The organism is Campylobacter rectus (genome assembly GCF_004803795.1).
Classification (GTDB): Bacteria; Campylobacterota; Campylobacteria; order Campylobacterales; family Campylobacteraceae; genus Campylobacter_A; species Campylobacter_A rectus.
The window spans coordinates 2,226,150-2,242,200 of the sequence record NZ_CP012543.1 but is presented as its reverse complement, the minus strand read 5'-3'; the positions used below and the strand labels follow the sequence as shown (position 1 = coordinate 2,242,200).

Here is a 16,051-nt window from a genome sequence, read left to right as displayed (position 1 = left end):
GATTTAAATTTAGGCTCAAGATAAGTTAAGCGGATTTTAGCTACGACTTGCGTTGCTACTTACAAGACCTCTTATCAATTTTAGCACAATATGATAGAGCTCTTTTATAGAAACATCACTTCGTGAGCGCTTCGCTTGTTTTGCATCTTTACTGTTATTGTATCTAAACTCTACTTCGCTACACTCGTAGCTGCGTCTTGAAAAGCTACGAATACAGTGAAGTAGAGCATAACACATTCCTTTAGATAAAGCAAGAAATTCTCTTTGTTTAGTTTCCCTGCGGTCGCTACCGTCGCTACGCTTAAGAAGATTTCTTTAAATTTTGTTTAGCGTATCTCCCGTCTTCTCTACTTCGCTACACTCGTTACTTTTCAAGAACATAGTTCTCATCGTAACTCACTGCTCCTTTGCATGAGCTTAAGTTAAAGAGAGCCAAAATTTAATAAAAAGCAGGCCAAATCTACGTTAAATCTAGCGTAAATTTAGCCCGAATTTCAGCCGCCCGTTTGGTAAAAGGCGCGACTTGAAGTTTCGTTTTGAGCGCCGATCGCCCATTTGTTTTCTTTGGGCTTGTTTTGCAGCACCTGGCGCAAGATCTCGCTCGCGCCCGCGACATCGCCCTTTCTCACGGCGTCTTTTATACTCATCGCATCCTCGAAATACAGGCACGGAATGAGATGCCCCTCGGCCGTGAGGCGGATGCGGTTGCAGCTCTCGCAAAAGTCGTGTTTGTGCGGGTCGATGACGCCAAAGGTATAGCCGTCCTCCAGACGGTAGATGCTAGCGGGGCCTGTTTGGATTTTTTCGGCCGCTTTGAAGCGATATTTTTGCGCGATAACGTCCAAAATTTCAGCCGATTTCATACCTTTTAGCTCGCCCGTTGCGTAGATGTTTTCCATGTATTCGATAAAGCGGATTTGACAATCCATAGAGCGCGCAAACTCTAGCAAAGAGACGATCTCGTCGTCGTTTACGCCTCTTAGCGCGACGGTGTTTAGCTTGACTTTTAGCCCGGCTTCAAGCGCCGCGTCAAGGCCCGCTAAAACCTCGTGCAGGACGCTTTTTTGTGCGATAAATTTGGCTTTTTTGGGATTTAAGCTGTCAAGCGACATATTTATGCGCTTTAAACCCGCGTTTTTTAGGGCTTTTGCGTAGTGTTTTAGCATAAAGCCGTTTGTCGTAATGGCTAGATCGACCTCGGGGTTGTGCTGGTTTATCATCGCGATAAATTTGTCCAGATCCTTGCGTAGTAGCGGCTCTCCACCCGTGATACGGATCTTTTTTATGCCTTCGTCTAGGCAAACTTTGACAAATAAAAACAGCTCCTCAAAGCTCAGTAAATTTTCTCTTGGTTCCCAGCTAAACGGAGTTTTAGGCATGCAGTATTTGCACCTAAAGTTACACCTTTGCGTGACCGAAATACGCAGATAATCAACCGTCCGTCCATGCCCGTCTATTAACATTTTTCCGCCCTTAAATTTTATCAAAACGATTTAATTTTGATTTGGTTAAGAGGCATTATAGGAAGTTAAGCTTTAAATTTTTTTAAAATTCGCGTATAAAAATAATGTTATTTTTTTATATTTCGCGCCTGGGTTTTAAAACTATATCAGCTCCCGCAGTTTCAGCGTCAGCTCGACCTTGCCGACGCCCACGCACAGCTCTTTTGCGATGCTTTCGACGCTTTTGCCTTCGCTATACATCTGCACGATTCGCTTTTCGTCGTCCTCGCCGTTTGGAGCGGAGATCTTGCTGATACTTTTGGTGCGCTCCTCAAGCGTAAATAGCCTATCTTGCTGCTGGCTTTGGAAGCTATCTATCGAGCTTTCGATGCCTTGGAGGGTGTTTATTATCGGGGTTATTTTTTGATTTATTTTTTCGTTTAAACGCTGTTCGAGATTGCTTTCTAGCTGCACTACGTCAAATTCGGCCGGCTCGCTTCGGTCAAAATTCGCGACCTGCTTTTTTACCGCGTGAAGCTCTTGTATCAGGCCTTCGATCGCTTTTTCGTATCTTGAAAATTTTCTCGATGCCTCTAAATCTTTTATAAAAACCAGCACGAAAAGCACCGTCAAAATCAGCCCGAAAATGACAAATATTATCAAGTCGTTATTCATCGTTCATCTCCTTTAGTTCTCTTATCATAGCGCGCTCTCTGGCCGTCACGTAGCCGTTGTAGTCGCTCTCGTCGCTCTCGTTTATGCGTGTGATTTTGGCGGTTTTCTCATCTAGCGCTTCAAAAAATATCGCCACGTCTCGCTTCGGAAAAATAGGCATGAAAATGCGTCCGTAGTAGCCGGCGCCGTTTTTAAATTTAGTCTCTTTTATCCTAAAATTTTCAAAATTTATCCCGTCTAGCACGCTAGATTGCGCAAGCTCGAGTTTTACGAATTTCTCGTTTTTTATGTAGGCGTTTAGCTCGTCAAATTTACGGTGAAGCTCGACTAGTAGCGTCAGTATCACCTGATCGCTTTCTTTCGTGTCGCCCTTTGCTTTGGCACGCTTTATCCACGCTCCTAGCGGATCGTCCTCGTTGCCGCTTAGCTTGTCGAATTCGCGTAAAAACTCGCTCTCTCGCTCGCCGACTTCCTCAAAAACTATGTCTAAATTTGCCGGAACCAGTCTCATAGGCTAGCCCAAACGAAAACGAAAAAAAGTATGCCCAGATAGCCGTTTAGCGTGAAAAACGCGCGGTCGATCTTGCTAAAATCTCGCCTGACGATGCGGTGCTCGGCCACTAGGATGCCCCCGCAAAGCAAAATGCCAGCAAAGGCCGCCGTGCCGAGCCCTCCAGCCCACGCAAAAAGTAGCCAAAAGATCACAGCCGTAGCGTGAAAGATCGCCGAGATAAACATCGTAGCTTTTTCGCCGTAAACGCTAGGTATGCTAAAAAGCCCGTGCTCGCGGTCAAATTTGACGTCTTGAAGCGAATAAAGCAGGTCAAATCCCGCCACCCAAAACATCACGCCAAGGCAGAGTAGCACGCTAAAAAGCGGTATCTCGCCCGTGACCGCTACGGCTCCGGCGATGGGCGCGAGACCCAGCGAGAGGCCAAGGACTAGGTGCGCTAGCTCGCTAAAGCGCTTAAAAAGCGAATATCCGCCAAGTACGGCTAGGATCGGAAAGCTCAGCCAAAACGCAAGCTCGTTTATGAGATAGGCGACGAGCACGAAGATGGCGGCGTTTGCCGCGATAAAAATTTGCAAATTCGTCCTGCCGATGCGCCCGTCAACGCTTGGGCGATTTGCCGTGCGCGGGTTTAGTTTGTCGATATCTTCGTCCTTGTAGCGGTTAAACGCCATCGCGAAATTTCGCGCCGAAACCGCGCAAAGAACGCCTAAAATAAGCAACTTCCAGCCAAACCAAGCCGTGCCGTTTACCTGCGCGCTCGCCGTTATCATCGCGGTAAATATAAAAGGCAGCGCGAAAATAGAGTGCTTAAAGACGATCAGTTCGTTAATATCTTTTAAAATATTTATAAATTTTTGCATAATCTTCCTGAAATTTTTGCTTTATTTTATCTTATAAAAGCGTAAATTGTGATAAAATTTGAGCCGATTCACGAATTTTAAGGCATTTTTATGAAAGAACTCGCCATCATCGGCACCACCGCTAGCGGAAAAACGGCGCTCGCGCTAAAGCTCGCGAGCGAATTTAACGGAGTGATTCTGAGTCTTGATTCGCTTTGCGTTTATAAATTTATCGACGTCGCCAGTGCCAAGCCGACCGCGGACGAGCTAGCCTCGGTGCCGCATTTTGGGGTAAATTTGCTGATGCCGGACGAGCATTTTGACGTCGGGATGTTTTTTGAGGTTTATAAAACGGCTCGCGAATTTGCGCAAAAAAACGGTAAAAATTTATTTATAACCGGCGGCAGCGGATTTTATCTAAAGGCGCTGCTATCGGGTCTAACGCCTAAATTTGAGCGCGTAGAAAGCGGCCTAAGCAACGCTCAAATTTATGAGCTCGTTTCAAGCCTCGATCCAGAGTTTGCCGCCAAATTTAGCGCAAACGATACATACCGCTTGCAAAAATGGTTCGACATCTACTCGTTTTTGCGCTCTAATGGGCGAGGCGAGGCCGTAAGCGCGTATCTACGCGAAAATACCCTAGCTCCTGTCGTTTCAAATTTGGCGATTTTCGAGCTTAGCTGGGATAGGGACGAGCTGAGAGGACGCATCAAAGAGCGCACGCGAGCGATGTTTGAGCAGGGTTTGCTAGACGAAGCGCGGGAGCTGTTTGCGCGGTATCCACAGCGACCAAAGCCGCTAAACTCGGTCGGTCTAAAAGAGTGCGGCGAGTTTTTGCGAGGCGAGATCAAGACCGAGGCCGAGCTGGAGGAGCTTATCTGCACGCACACGGCTCAGCTGGCCAAGCGTCAGCGGACGTTTAATAGATCGCAGTTTGAGAGTAAATTTAGCGGCAGCGTCGGGGAGTGCGAAGCGAAAATAATAGAATTTTTGAGTGATTGATTCTGATTTGCGGCTCGTCTCGCGAGCGCTTTTTAATGAGTTTTGTTTTTGCTCCTGCGGCAACCTACATGGTTAGCCTTAGTCGCAAAAACTGCAACAACATTAAAAATCACCTCGCGATACTTTGCCTTGACTTTTTACGCTCAAATTTGCAAATTTAACTCGAAATTTTACGCACCGAGACCCTGTGTTGTTTGGTGGCGTCTAGCTTTTATGTTAAGGGGGAAGGGGCTTGAATTACGTTCTGCTAGCAGTTGCGAGGCAAAGCCGAAGCAAAATAGCTCCCTTCCCCCTTAACGATCCCCCAACCCCTACGACGTGAGAGGTTGCTGCACTACGTGCAGATTTAAATTTTGCTGGACTTTAAATTTAAGCCGCTAGCTTTAATAAAATTTGCAGTTAAATTTAGTAAAATCGGCAAAAAATATTCAAGACAAAATAGGCGTAGTTTAACTTTAAAATTTTAACCCGTGGGGCGTAACATACGACCGTCACGAATTTAAATAAAAAAGGCGAAGTATCGCACGGCTAGACTAGGCGGCTGAAAATTTTGCGACGGGAGTTACCGTGCGGGTAATGACCGAGCAAAATTTAAGACAACGACGTATAGCGCCGCGAGACGAGCCGTAAATCAGGAGAAAAATGTTAGTTCATATTTGCTGTTCGGTCGACAGCCACTATTTTTTGCAAAGATTACGCGCCGACCTTCCGCACGAGCGTCTCATCGGCTATTTCTATGACCCCAACATCCATCCGTACAGCGAGTTTTTGATGAGGTTTCGCGACGTAAAAAGGAGCTGCGAAAAGCTAGGCGTCGAGCTCATCTGCGGCGAGTACGAGTACGAGGCGTGGCTAGAGGGCGCAAAAGGCCTTGAAAACGAGCCCGAAAAGGGCAAGCGCTGCGCGTATTGCTTTGATTTTCGCGTGGGAAATTCGGCTCAAAAAGCGCTCGAACTAGGTGAAAAATCTATCACCACGACGCTGCTGATGAGTCCGAAAAAGGACTTCTCGCAGCTTGAAGCCGCGCTAAATAAGGCTGCGGGGAAATACGGCCTTGAAACCTTTGCCGTGGACTACCGCGCTGGCGGCGGCACGAACGCGCAGTTTGAGCTTGCTAAAAAAGATCAACTCTATCATCAAAACTACTGCGGCTGTATTTTCGGGCTTAGCAAGCAGCGCGAGGCGCAAAAACTACCGCTTAGCGAGCTTATGAGTGAGATTAGCGGGCGCGTGATGCCGGGCGGCATCGAGGAGCGGCTGGAGCTTTATGAAAAGGTTCGAGAGTGCGAGGAAAAAGGCGTGAAATTTCATCTGTCGCGCAAATATTTTTTAAACTACCGCTTGCTGCGCGCCTACGTCAAATTTGACAAAGCCGCCCTGCCGTCGTATTTTTTGCTCTACTCGCACTTTAAGCGCGAAAACGTCAAATTTAGCGTGAGCGAGGCGGCGCAAATTTGCGACGAGCTGCGAGACGGCGTGACGCTACTAAATTTAGCCAAATTTAACGAGCTCTCAGGCGAAAATTTCGCTAGCGTAAACGAGCTTTGCCACCGGCCTATCGAGGTTTCGCGCGAGCTGGAAATCCGCCGCGAGCTGTGCGGAGAATTTAGCCAAAATCCCATAATCGTGCTGGATGAAATTCACGCGGGCAGATACGAAATCTACGCCAAAGACGAGCTTTATAACGATAGTCGCGAGGTTTTGACGATGGAAATTTGCGCCGCCCGGACCGGGATTTGACTCTCGCCGCAAGGACGGCAAATTTGGAAGCAAATTTGAAATATGAGCGGGCAAATTTGACTAAAAAAGCAAGAGCTGAAATTTGGGTTAAATTTAAGCAAATTGGGCGGGTAAATTCTGATAAATTTTGGCTAAATTCGAGGCAAAATTTAACCCGCTCGACAAAAAAATCAAGGCTGAATTTGAGCCCGAAACGGTCAAATTTAGCAAGCAAAAGTAAGCCGAATTTAGCTGGCCGAGCGAAAAAATAAAACGAAATCGGCCGAATTTGACGCAAGTTAGCCGAGTAAATTCGAGCAAATATCAAAACAACAAATTTAAGCAATCAAATTTGACGAATGCGGATGAGCTAAATTTGAGTTAATTTAAGGTCAATTTAGCTCGCGCCACAAATTCGCCCATTAAATTTGGTGCCAAAAAGCGCGAAAATTTAGCCGTTAAATTTCGCCTCGGCCAAATCAATAATCTTTTTCTTAGCAAAATTTGGCTAAAATCGGCTTTAAATTTTACTCACAAGGTTTAAAGTGATCGACATCGTTGAAATCCAAAAAATACTCCCGCACAGATATCCGTTCCTGCTCATCGACCGAGTGACCGAGCTAGAGCCCGCTAAACACATCGTCGCGTATAAAAACGTAACGATCGGCGAGCCCGTGTTTCAGGGGCACTTCCCAGGTCACCCGATATATCCGGGCGTGATGATCATCGAGGGTATGGCGCAGGCCGGCGGCGTGCTCGCGTTTAAGAGCATGAGCGACGCGCATCAGGCGGGCATCGAAAATAAGGTCGTTTATTTTATGAGTATCGACGGAGCGAAATTTCGCCATCCGATACGCCCGGGCGATAGGCTCGAATACCGCCTCGAAGTGCTAAAACACAAAGGTAACATCTGGGTGCTAAAAGGCGAAGCCTACGTGGACGGCGCGCTAGCATGCGAGGCCGAGCTAAAAGCTATGATCGTCGATAAGTAGGCGCGAAAATGAGAAATATCCATCCGCAAGCCGTCGTCGAGGACGGCGCGAAGATCGGCGAGGACGTAACGATCGAGGCCTATGCCTACGTCAGCAAAGACGCCGTGCTAGGCGACGGCGTACTCGTAAAACAAGGCGCCAGGATCGTGGGCGATACGTGTATCGGCGAGGGCGGTAAAATTTACAGCTACGCTATCGTGGGCGATATCCCGCAGGATGTGAGCTACCGCGCCGAGGAAAATACCGGCGTTCGCATCGGCAAAAATGCGACGATCCGCGAGTTTTGCACGATAAACTCGGGCACTCACAAAGGTGACGGGATCACGCGCATCGGCGATAACGCCTTTATCATGGCTTACTGCCACATCGCACACGACTGCGCCATAGGAAATAACGTCATCCTAGCAAACAACGCGACTCTGGCGGGCCACGTGGAGCTGGGGGACTATAGCGTCGTGGGCGGTATGACGCCGATACATCAGTTCGTGAGAGTCGGCGAGAGCTGTATGGTCGCGGGCGCTAGCGCGCTATCTCAGGACGTCGTGCCGTTTTGCCTGGCTGAAGGCAACCGAGCCTATATCAGAAGCTTAAATTTGGTCGGTATCAGGCGAAGGTTCGATAAAGACACGGTTGAAGAGATAAATAGGGCGTATAAATTTTTATTTAGAAAAAGCGGGGATCTAAAGGCTGCGGCTAGCGAGCTTTTAGAGGGCGCAGCGAACGAACAGGTGCGAAAAATGTGCGAATTTATCCTAAGTACCAAGCGCGGTATCCCCTTAGCAAAAGGAAGAGAATAATGGCGAGAAAATGTAATTTTTGCGGCGAGGTAGAGTCTGCCCAGAGGAGGTTGCTAGCCGATATAGACGGGATTTCGTTTATATGCGAGCACTGCATCACCGCCGCTTATAAGGTGCTTTACGGCGAGGAGAGCCGCGAGCAAGAAAAAGAAGAGCGAACTAGAGACTATCAAAATTTGACGCCAAAAGAGCTAAAGGCGGTGCTGGATAACTACGTCATCGGTCAAGATAAAGCCAAAAAGGTCTTTAGCGTCGGCGTTTATAACCACTACAAAAGAATTTTTAGAAAAGGAGAGACTCCGGACGATACGGAGATCTCAAAATCAAATATCTTGTTAGTCGGCCCTACCGGTAGCGGCAAGACGCTGATGGCGCAGACGCTGGCTAAATTTCTAGACGTGCCTATCGCTATCTGCGATGCTACGAGCTTAACGGAGGCGGGCTACGTCGGCGAAGACGTGGAAAATATCCTAACTCGTCTTTTGCAGGCTGCGGACGGCGACGTAAAGCGCGCCGAGCAGGGCATAGTTTTCGTCGATGAGATAGATAAGATCGCCAGAATGAGCGAAAATCGCTCGATCACGCGCGACGTGAGCGGAGAGGGCGTGCAGCAGGCGCTTTTAAAAATCATCGAGGGTAGTCTCGTAAATATCCCTCCAAAAGGCGGCAGAAAGCACCCAAATCAAGAATTTATCCAGATAGACACCTCAAACATCCTTTTCGTCTGCGGGGGCGCGTTTGACGGTCTAGCCGACATCATCGAGCGCAGGATCGGCAAAAACGTGCTGGGCTTTGGTCAAGATAAACGCTCCAAAGACGACAGAGAAAATTTACTGGACGCGCTTGAAAGCGACGATTTGGTGCATTTTGGACTCATCCCGGAGCTCATCGGTAGGCTTCACGTGGTCGCCACGCTAAATAAAATCACGCAGGATGATATGGTGCGAATTTTAACCGAGCCTAAAAACGCGATACTAAAGCAATACCAAAAGCTTTTTGCGATAGATAGGGCGAATTTGAAATTTGACGATGAAGCCCTAAAAGAGGTCGCAAGGCTAGCTATCGAGAGAAAAACCGGAGCCAGAGGACTGCGAAGCATAATGGAAGAGATAATGACCGATGTGATGTATGAGCTGCCCGAGCTTGCCGGCTACGACGTAGTGATCACCAAAGAGGTCGTAAGCGGCAAGGAAAAGCCGATTTTCGTAAAAAACAATAAAATAAGCGCATAAAAAGGTAGAATGATGATTTTAGACCAGATAATAGGATTTTTTTCGAGCGATATGGGGATTGACCTAGGCACGGCAAATACGCTGGTGCTGGTAAAAGATAAGGGGATCATCATAAACGAGCCCTCCGTCGTCGCCGTGCAGCGCGAAAAATATGGCAAGCAAAAGATCTTAGCCGTCGGCCACGAAGCAAAGGAGATGGTGGGTAAAACCCCCGGCGATATCGAGGCTATCCGTCCGATGAGAGACGGCGTTATCGCGGATTTTGATATGACCGAGAAAATGATCCGCTATTTCATCGAAAAGACCCACCGCAGAAAGAGCTTCCTGCGCCCTCGTATCATCATCTCCGTGCCCTACGGCCTAACTCAAGTCGAGCGAAAAGCCGTGCGCGAAAGCGCGTTAAGCGCGGGAGCCAGAGAGGTGTTTTTGATCGAGGAGCCTATGACTGCGGCTATCGGGGCAAATTTACCCGTGCGCGAACCGCAGGGAAACCTGGTCGTCGATATCGGCGGCGGTACGACCGAGATCGGCGTAGTGTCTCTGGGTGGTCTGGTCATCAGCAAGTCTATCCGCACCGCGGGCGATAAGATTGATATAAGCATCGTAAATTACATAAAAGAAAAATACAACCTCCTAATAGGCGAGCGCGCGGGTGAGGATATCAAAATTTCCGTCGGCTCGGCGATCCAGCTGCCCGAGGAGCTTAGTATCGTAGTAAAAGGTCGCGACCAAATCAGCGGCCTGCTAAGCCGCGTGGAGCTAACGAGCGAGGACGTGCGCGAGGCTATGCGCGAACCTCTAAAAGAGATCGCCGACGCCCTAAAAACCGTGCTTGAGATGATGCCGCCGGATCTTGCCGGAGATATCGTAGAAAACGGCATCGTGCTAACCGGAGGCGGCGCGCTGATCCGCGGTATCGACAAATATCTAAGCGATATCGTCAAGCTTCCCGTTTTCGTCGCGGACGAGCCGTTGCTAGCCGTGGCCATAGGTACCGGTAAAGCGCTTGAGGAGATTAAATTCCTACAACAACTCGTAAATGAAGAGTAAAATTTTATTCGTCGCTCTCATCGGCGCGCTGGTATTTTTCTCGCTGGATATGGGCGCGCTCGTCTCAGAGTACGTCGTAAATTTAAACAACCGCATAGTCGCCGCCTACGACGATGCGGTCAAATTTGTAAAAGACGGCGTAAACGAGCATTTTAGGCAGCGTGAGGAGATAAAGCAGCTTCGCGCTCAAAACGCCGAACTGGAAAAATCGGCGGCTTTGCTTTCAAGCTTCGCAAAGGAGCTAAATGAAATTTTGGTCGATAAAAACTCGACCGCCTACGAGCCTAGAGTGCAGCTCGTACGCGCCCTTAGCTACGTAAATATCAGCGATTATGACAAGGTCTGGCTGGATAAATTTGACGGCTACGACGAGTCTAAAATTTACGGGCTGATTTACCAAGGCAAGAGCGCGGGTATCGTCGTGAGCAAGGACGGCAACCCTATGGCCTTGCTGCAAAATGATCCAAAAAGCATATTCGCCGTATCAATCGGCGAGGAAAAAATCCCGGGCATCGCGCACGGGAGCAAAGACGGAATAACGGTGAAATTTATCCCCCAGTGGCTCAGTCCAAAAGAGGGCGACGAGGTCGTCACGAGCGGGCTTGACGGGATATTTTTCAGCGGGATTTCAGTGGGCAAGGTCACGGGCGTGATCCAAGAGAGCCTATATAAAAGCGCGGCCGTAAAGCCCTACGTAAGCATAACCATCCCCTCATATCTATACGTCGTAACAAAGGAAAAATAATGCCAAAAAGAACCGATATTAGCACCATTTTACTCATCGGCAGCGGCCCTATCGTCATCGGGCAAGCGTGCGAATTCGACTACAGCGGCACGCAAGCTGCAAAAACGCTAAAGCAGCTGGGCTACCGCGTCGTACTCATCAACTCAAACCCCGCCACCATCATGACCGATCCCGATTTCGCCGATGCGACCTACGTCGAGCCTATAACCAAAGAGAGTATCAAACGCATCATAGATAAAGAAAAGGTCGACGCCATACTGCCTACGATGGGCGGTCAGGTCGCGCTAAACGTCGCGATGCAGCTATATGAGGCGGATATGCTTGGCGGCGTCAAATTTCTAGGCGCGAACCCGCAAGCTATCAAAAAGGGCGAGGACAGGCAGGAGTTTAAAAAGGCGATGCAAAAGATCGGCATGGACTTGCCGCAAAGCCAGTACGCCTACGACATGGACGAGGCGCTAGCCGCAGCCGCAAATATCGGCTTCCCGCTCATCATCCGCGCCAGCTATACGCTTGGCGGCGCTGGCAGCGGCGTGGCGTATAATATCGATGAATTTAAAGAACTAGCCCAAACCGGCCTAGACGCCAGCCCGATACGAGAAATTTTGGTCGAGGAGAGCTTGCTAGGCTGGAAAGAGTACGAGATGGAGGTCATCCGCGACCGCAACGACAACTGCATCATCGTCTGCTCGATCGAAAACTTCGATCCGATGGGCGTGCATACGGGCGATAGTATCACGGTTGCGCCCGCTCTTACGCTAACTGATAAAGAGTATCAGGCGATGCGCGATGCGAGTTTTAAAATTTTACGCGAGATCGGCGTGGATACGGGCGGCAGCAACGTGCAGTTTGCGGTAAATCCGCAAACGGGACGGATGATCGTGATCGAGATGAACCCACGCGTGAGCCGCAGCTCGGCGCTAGCAAGCAAGGCCACGGGCTATCCGATCGCCAAGGTCGCGACGCTGCTAGCCGTGGGCTTTAGCCTGGATGAGATCAAAAACGACATCACGGGCACGCCTGCTAGCTTTGAGCCCGTCATCGACTACATCGTGACTAAGATCCCGCGCTTTACGTTTGAGAAATTCCCGGGCGCGAACCCGTATCTAGGCACCGCGATGAAGAGCGTGGGCGAGGTGATGGCGATCGGCAGGACGTTTAAGGAAAGTATCCAAAAGGCGCTTTGCGGGATGGAAAAGGACTATTATGGATTTAACTTCGTAAATTTGGAGAAAAACGCGCTAATTTATGGCCTTAGAAATGCGAACGAAAGCCGCATTTTATACGTCGCGCAGGCGTTTCGAGACGGGCTTAGCGTGGCCGAAGTGCATGAGATGAGCAAGATCGATCCGTGGTTTTTGGATCAAATTTGGCAGATAGTTAAATTTGAAGAGCGTATCGATATGGACATCCTAAACGACGAGCTGCTACTTCGCGAAGCTAAAACGATGGGCTTTTCGGACAAGATGATCGCGCATCTCATAAATTTAAAAGACAACCTCGACCTCGGTCAAAACGATATTTATTTTGCGCGCGAGAAAATGGGCATAAACCTCGAATACAACGAAGTAGATACTTGCGCGGGCGAGTTTAAGGCGCTCACGCCGTATCTTTATTCGACGACGAATATCACGAAGCTACCGCATCTTTCGTCAAATTTCGCGGAGCAAAATTTAAACGCAAATTCGGCGCAAAAAGAGAAAAAAGTGATGATCATCGGCGGCGGCCCAAACCGCATAGGCCAGGGCATAGAGTTTGACTACTGTTGCGTGCACGCCAGCTACGCGCTACGCGATATGGGCATCAAAACCATAATGTACAACTGCAACCCAGAAACCGTCAGCACCGACTACGATACGAGCGATATTTTGTACTTTGAGCCGATTGATTTTGAGCACGTTAGAGCCGTGATCGAGCACGAGAACCCAGACGGCGTGATCGTGCATTTCGGCGGCCAGACGCCGCTAAAATTCGCCAAACGCCTAAGCATAGCCGGCGCGAAAATCATCGGCACCAGCGCGCGCACGATCGACGTCGCCGAGGACCGCAAAAAATTTAGCGAATTTATCTCTAAAATCGGCGTCAAACAGCCGCGAAATGACACCGCTACAAGCGAAAAAGAGGCACTAGAAAAGGCCGCTGCTATCGGTTATCCCGTACTCGTGCGCCCTAGCTACGTGCTAGGCGGCCGCGCGATGAGACGCGTGCACGATGGCGAGGAACTATGCCTATATATGAGCGAGGCGGTCAAGGTCAGCAACCACTCGCCCGTACTAATCGATAAATTTTTACAAGACGCCGTAGAGCTCGACGTAGACGCAATCAGCGACGGCAAGGATGTCTATATTGGCGCCGTGATGCAGCACATCGAGGAGGCGGGCATCCACAGCGGCGACAGCGCGTGCATACTGCCTCCGTTAAATTTGACCGCGCAGATGATCGAAAAGGTAGAAAACCAAACCCGCGACATCGCGCTAAATTTAGGCGTCGTTGGGCTTATGAATATCCAGTTTGCCATCTACGAGAATGAACTTTTTATGATAGAGGTAAACCCGCGCGCTAGCCGCACCGTGCCGTTTGTGAGCAAGGCGACGGGCGTGCCGATGGCAAAGGTCGCTACGCGCGTGATGTGGCAGGGCGATTTGCGCGAGGCGCTTAAATTTTACGATAACTACGGCGCGGTTTACGAGGAGCGCGGCATACTCAAGCCTCGAGTGAAAAATCACGTCTGCGTCAAAGAAGCGGTCTTTCCGTTTAACAAGCTCTCTGGCGCAGATCTGATCTTGGGGCCTGAGATGAAAAGTACGGGCGAGGTCATGGGCATATCAAGCGATTTTGCAAAGAGCTTTGCCAAAAGCCAGATTGCCGCGAGCAACTCGCTGCCTACTGGCGGGCTAGTCTTTTTGACGCTAGCCGATGCGGACAAAAAATACGCCGCAAATTTGGCGCGCGAGCTGATAAATCTCGGCTTTAAAATCATCGCCACGGGCGGAACGTATAAAATTTTAGAGGGCGCAGGCGTAGAGAGCGAGTTCGTCTATAAGATCAGCGAAGGCCGCCCAAACGTCGAGGATAGGCTCAAAAACGGCGATATCGCGCTTGTTATCAACACCAGCGACAGCAAGTCAAATAGCGAGGACGGCAAGAAAATCAGACAAAATATCATGCGATTTAAGATCCCGTATTTCACGACGATGTCGGCGGCACTAGCGGCGGCTAAATCGCTAAAAAGCGTACAGGACGGCAGCGCGCTGGAAGTAAAAAGCTTGCAGGAGTATTTAGGCGGTGAGTGAGGCTAAATTTACGCGGTTAAATTTGACTGCGCTTGCCTTTTTTGTATAAACGGGCGTAAATTTTACACGTGGACGGCTTTGGCAATGAGTCTAAAATGCTGTAAAATAAATGAGATCGTCGCCGAAAACGGCTGTGCAAAACTTTAGCGGGCAAAGAGCGCATCACGAAATCTACCTAAGCGACCCTAGAAAAACCGTTTCGCAAAAATGCAAAACGATAATCAGGCACCCGATTGGAAAAATTTAGTTATTTTGGGCTGAATTGTGCTTTGTGGTTATTTAATAAGTGTAATTTTTATGTATTTTTTGATAAAATAATTGAAAATATGGAGTTTCCCGTGTCACACATTCAGGAAAAGTATATAAGGGACATCAGTATAGCAGACCCTTTTTTTGATTCATTAAGAAGTGATTATGTTGGATTTGATATTTGGCTTTCAAAGAAGGCTGAAAAAGGTGAAAAAGCACACATATTAACAGATAGCGACAATAAACTCTTAGCTTTTTTGTATTTAAAAATAGAGAATCCAGTGGACAATGCAGATATCAACCCTCAGCTTGATACAAACTATGCATGGTTAAAAATTGGAACATTGAAAATTAGTCCACATGGTACAAAACTTGGTGAACGTTTTATAAAGAGAATATTTGACTTTGCAATATCTAATAGTATTTTCAATATATATGTTACTGTTTTTGAAAAACAAGACTTGTTAATTAAATTATTAAAAAAGTACGGTTTTGTGTATTTTGGAAAAAAAGGTGACGAGTTAGTTCTTGTAAAAACTATATCTACATCATCAAGAATGCTTCAGGGGGATATTTTATTGGATTATCCATCCATTGCAACAGGTGGCGATAAATATATTTTAAGTATTTACCCTAAGTATCATACCGGAATGTTTTCTGATTCTATGTTAAAGACCGAAAGTTATGATATTTTGAAGGATTTATCGGAATCAAATAGTATTCACAAGGTTTATATTACAAAAATGAGCAATATTGAGCAGTTAAAACGAGGTGATTGTTTAATTATATACAGAACTCAGGACAAAAATGCTCCAAATGCAAATTATTCATCCGTAGCGACTTCTTTATGTATTGTTGAAGAATATAGGCACATATCTAGTTTTGAAAATGAAGAAGAATTTGTAAAATATTGTAAGCCACATAATATATTTACTGATTTGGAGTTAAAAAGTTATTTTAAAACAAGATGTTTTCCCAAAATTATTAAAATGACATATAACGTTTCTTTTAAAAAAAGAGTTGTATTAGATAAAATTAGGAAAATTATGGGATATGAACCAAAGTATTGGGGTTTTGTAAAAATAACAGATGATATGTTTTTAAATATTATACAAGAAGGGCTAGTGAATGACCGCATTATTATCAATTAAACCGGAATTTGCAGAAGCAATTTTTAATGGAACCAAGAAATTTGAGTTTAGAAAAGTTAATTTCAAAAAAAATGTTAGTAAGGTTAAAGTTTATGTTACAAAGCCTGTGGGTAAAATTATCGGAGAATTCTTAGTAGATGAAATTTTAAAAGACACCCCAAAAGAATTATGGTATAAAACAAAAACCTATGCCGGCATAGATGTGGATCGGTATTTTGAATATTTTAATGGCAAAGATATAGGTTTTGCAATTAAAATTAGACGAGCAGTAAAATATAAAGAGCCTATATGTCCATATCTGGAATATCAAAACTTTATTGCTCCACAGTCTTTTAAATATATTTAAGGAGT

The 16,051-nt window shown here is 47.2% G+C and carries 14 protein-coding genes; 10 read left to right on the top strand and 4 right to left on the bottom strand.

Annotation, left to right across the window (positions count from 1 at the left end):
• Positions 1-494 precede the first annotated feature (494 nt).
• The 4 genes from moaA to mqnP all read right to left on the bottom strand — a co-directional run bounded on the left by moaA (position 495) and on the right by mqnP (position 3,491).
• Positions 495-1,463, bottom strand: coding sequence for a GTP 3',8-cyclase MoaA (gene moaA / locus CRECT_RS10810; RefSeq protein WP_039887750.1), 969 nt, complete (start codon positions 1,461-1,463; stop codon positions 495-497).
• 141 nt (positions 1,464-1,604) lie between these two features.
• Positions 1,605-2,117: a DUF6115 domain-containing protein gene (locus CRECT_RS10805; protein ID WP_002943903.1), complete on the bottom strand. Its 513-nt coding sequence runs from the start codon at positions 2,115-2,117 to the stop codon at positions 1,605-1,607.
• The gene (locus CRECT_RS10800) at positions 2,110-2,628 is read right to left on the bottom strand and encodes a hypothetical protein (protein ID WP_002943759.1); all 519 of its coding nucleotides are present in this window, start codon (positions 2,626-2,628) and stop codon (positions 2,110-2,112) included. The genes CRECT_RS10805 and CRECT_RS10800 overlap by 8 nt, the downstream gene beginning before the upstream one ends.
• Positions 2,625-3,491, bottom strand: coding sequence for a menaquinone biosynthesis prenyltransferase MqnP (mqnP, locus tag CRECT_RS10795; protein WP_002943893.1), 867 nt, complete (start codon positions 3,489-3,491; stop codon positions 2,625-2,627). The genes CRECT_RS10800 and mqnP overlap by 4 nt, the downstream gene beginning before the upstream one ends.
• A gap of 90 nt (positions 3,492-3,581) precedes the next feature.
• Between mqnP and miaA the strand changes: the two genes are divergently transcribed.
• The 10 genes from miaA (at position 3,582) to CRECT_RS10745 (ending at position 16,046) form a co-directional block, all read left to right on the top strand.
• Positions 3,582-4,472 (top strand): tRNA (adenosine(37)-N6)-dimethylallyltransferase MiaA, encoded by an 891-nt coding sequence (gene miaA / locus CRECT_RS10790; protein ID WP_002943625.1) that lies wholly within the window; start codon positions 3,582-3,584, stop codon positions 4,470-4,472.
• 642 nt (positions 4,473-5,114) lie between these two features.
• The gene (locus CRECT_RS10785) at positions 5,115-6,212 is read left to right on the top strand and encodes an epoxyqueuosine reductase QueH (protein WP_002943883.1); all 1,098 of its coding nucleotides are present in this window, start codon (positions 5,115-5,117) and stop codon (positions 6,210-6,212) included.
• A gap of 524 nt (positions 6,213-6,736) precedes the next feature.
• On the top strand, positions 6,737-7,183 hold the full coding sequence (gene fabZ, locus CRECT_RS10780) for a 3-hydroxyacyl-ACP dehydratase FabZ (RefSeq protein ID WP_124851674.1): 447 nt from the start codon (positions 6,737-6,739) through the stop codon (positions 7,181-7,183).
• An 8-nt stretch (positions 7,184-7,191) separates the two neighbouring features.
• Entirely contained in the window at positions 7,192-7,980 is a 789-nt protein-coding gene (lpxA, locus tag CRECT_RS10775; protein ID WP_002943657.1) for an acyl-ACP--UDP-N-acetylglucosamine O-acyltransferase, read from the top strand.
• The gene (gene clpX / locus CRECT_RS10770; RefSeq protein ID WP_039887745.1) at positions 7,980-9,212 is read left to right on the top strand and encodes an ATP-dependent Clp protease ATP-binding subunit ClpX; all 1,233 of its coding nucleotides are present in this window, start codon (positions 7,980-7,982) and stop codon (positions 9,210-9,212) included. Before lpxA ends, clpX begins: the two co-directional genes overlap by 1 nt.
• A gap of 12 nt (positions 9,213-9,224) precedes the next feature.
• Positions 9,225-10,262, top strand: a complete 1,038-nt coding sequence (locus tag CRECT_RS10765; RefSeq protein WP_002943827.1) for a rod shape-determining protein — start codon at positions 9,225-9,227, stop codon at positions 10,260-10,262.
• Positions 10,252-11,007 carry a rod shape-determining protein MreC gene (gene mreC / locus CRECT_RS10760; protein ID WP_002943853.1) on the top strand — a complete coding sequence of 252 codons (756 nt, stop codon included), beginning with the start codon at positions 10,252-10,254 and terminating at the stop codon, positions 11,005-11,007. Before CRECT_RS10765 ends, mreC begins: the two co-directional genes overlap by 11 nt.
• Complete coding sequence (gene carB / locus CRECT_RS10755) at positions 11,007-14,300, top strand: carbamoyl-phosphate synthase large subunit (RefSeq protein ID WP_002943671.1); 3,294 nt, start codon at positions 11,007-11,009, stop codon at positions 14,298-14,300. The genes mreC and carB overlap by 1 nt, the downstream gene beginning before the upstream one ends.
• Before the next feature lie 233 nt (positions 14,301-14,533).
• The gene (locus CRECT_RS10750) at positions 14,534-15,700 is read left to right on the top strand and encodes an N-acetyltransferase (protein ID WP_171992733.1); all 1,167 of its coding nucleotides are present in this window, start codon (positions 14,534-14,536) and stop codon (positions 15,698-15,700) included.
• Positions 15,678-16,046 (top strand): ASCH domain-containing protein, encoded by a 369-nt coding sequence (locus CRECT_RS10745; RefSeq protein ID WP_002943874.1) that lies wholly within the window; start codon positions 15,678-15,680, stop codon positions 16,044-16,046. Before CRECT_RS10750 ends, CRECT_RS10745 begins: the two co-directional genes overlap by 23 nt.
• Positions 16,047-16,051 lie beyond the last annotated feature (5 nt).

What these genes read in the sequence shown, in the direction of transcription:
- CRECT_RS10805 (WP_002943903.1), bottom strand. Translation starts at nt 2,117, where the DNA reads ATGAATAACGACTTGATAATATTTGTCATTTTCGGGCTGATTTTGACG.
- clpX (WP_039887745.1), top strand. Translation starts at nt 7,980, where the DNA reads ATGGCGAGAAAATGTAATTTTTGCGGCGAGGTAGAGTCTGCCCAGAGG.
- moaA (WP_039887750.1), bottom strand. Translation starts at nt 1,463, where the DNA reads ATGTTAATAGACGGGCATGGACGGACGGTTGATTATCTGCGTATTTCG.
- CRECT_RS10765 (WP_002943827.1), top strand. Translation starts at nt 9,225, where the DNA reads ATGATTTTAGACCAGATAATAGGATTTTTTTCGAGCGATATGGGGATT.
- CRECT_RS10800 (WP_002943759.1), bottom strand. Translation starts at nt 2,628, where the DNA reads ATGAGACTGGTTCCGGCAAATTTAGACATAGTTTTTGAGGAAGTCGGC.
- CRECT_RS10785 (WP_002943883.1), top strand. Translation starts at nt 5,115, where the DNA reads ATGTTAGTTCATATTTGCTGTTCGGTCGACAGCCACTATTTTTTGCAA.
- carB (WP_002943671.1), top strand. Translation starts at nt 11,007, where the DNA reads ATGCCAAAAAGAACCGATATTAGCACCATTTTACTCATCGGCAGCGGC.
- miaA (WP_002943625.1), top strand. Translation starts at nt 3,582, where the DNA reads ATGAAAGAACTCGCCATCATCGGCACCACCGCTAGCGGAAAAACGGCG.
- mqnP (WP_002943893.1), bottom strand. Translation starts at nt 3,491, where the DNA reads ATGCAAAAATTTATAAATATTTTAAAAGATATTAACGAACTGATCGTC.
- mreC (WP_002943853.1), top strand. Translation starts at nt 10,252, where the DNA reads ATGAAGAGTAAAATTTTATTCGTCGCTCTCATCGGCGCGCTGGTATTT.
- lpxA (WP_002943657.1), top strand. Translation starts at nt 7,192, where the DNA reads ATGAGAAATATCCATCCGCAAGCCGTCGTCGAGGACGGCGCGAAGATC.
- CRECT_RS10745 (WP_002943874.1), top strand. Translation starts at nt 15,678, where the DNA reads ATGACCGCATTATTATCAATTAAACCGGAATTTGCAGAAGCAATTTTT.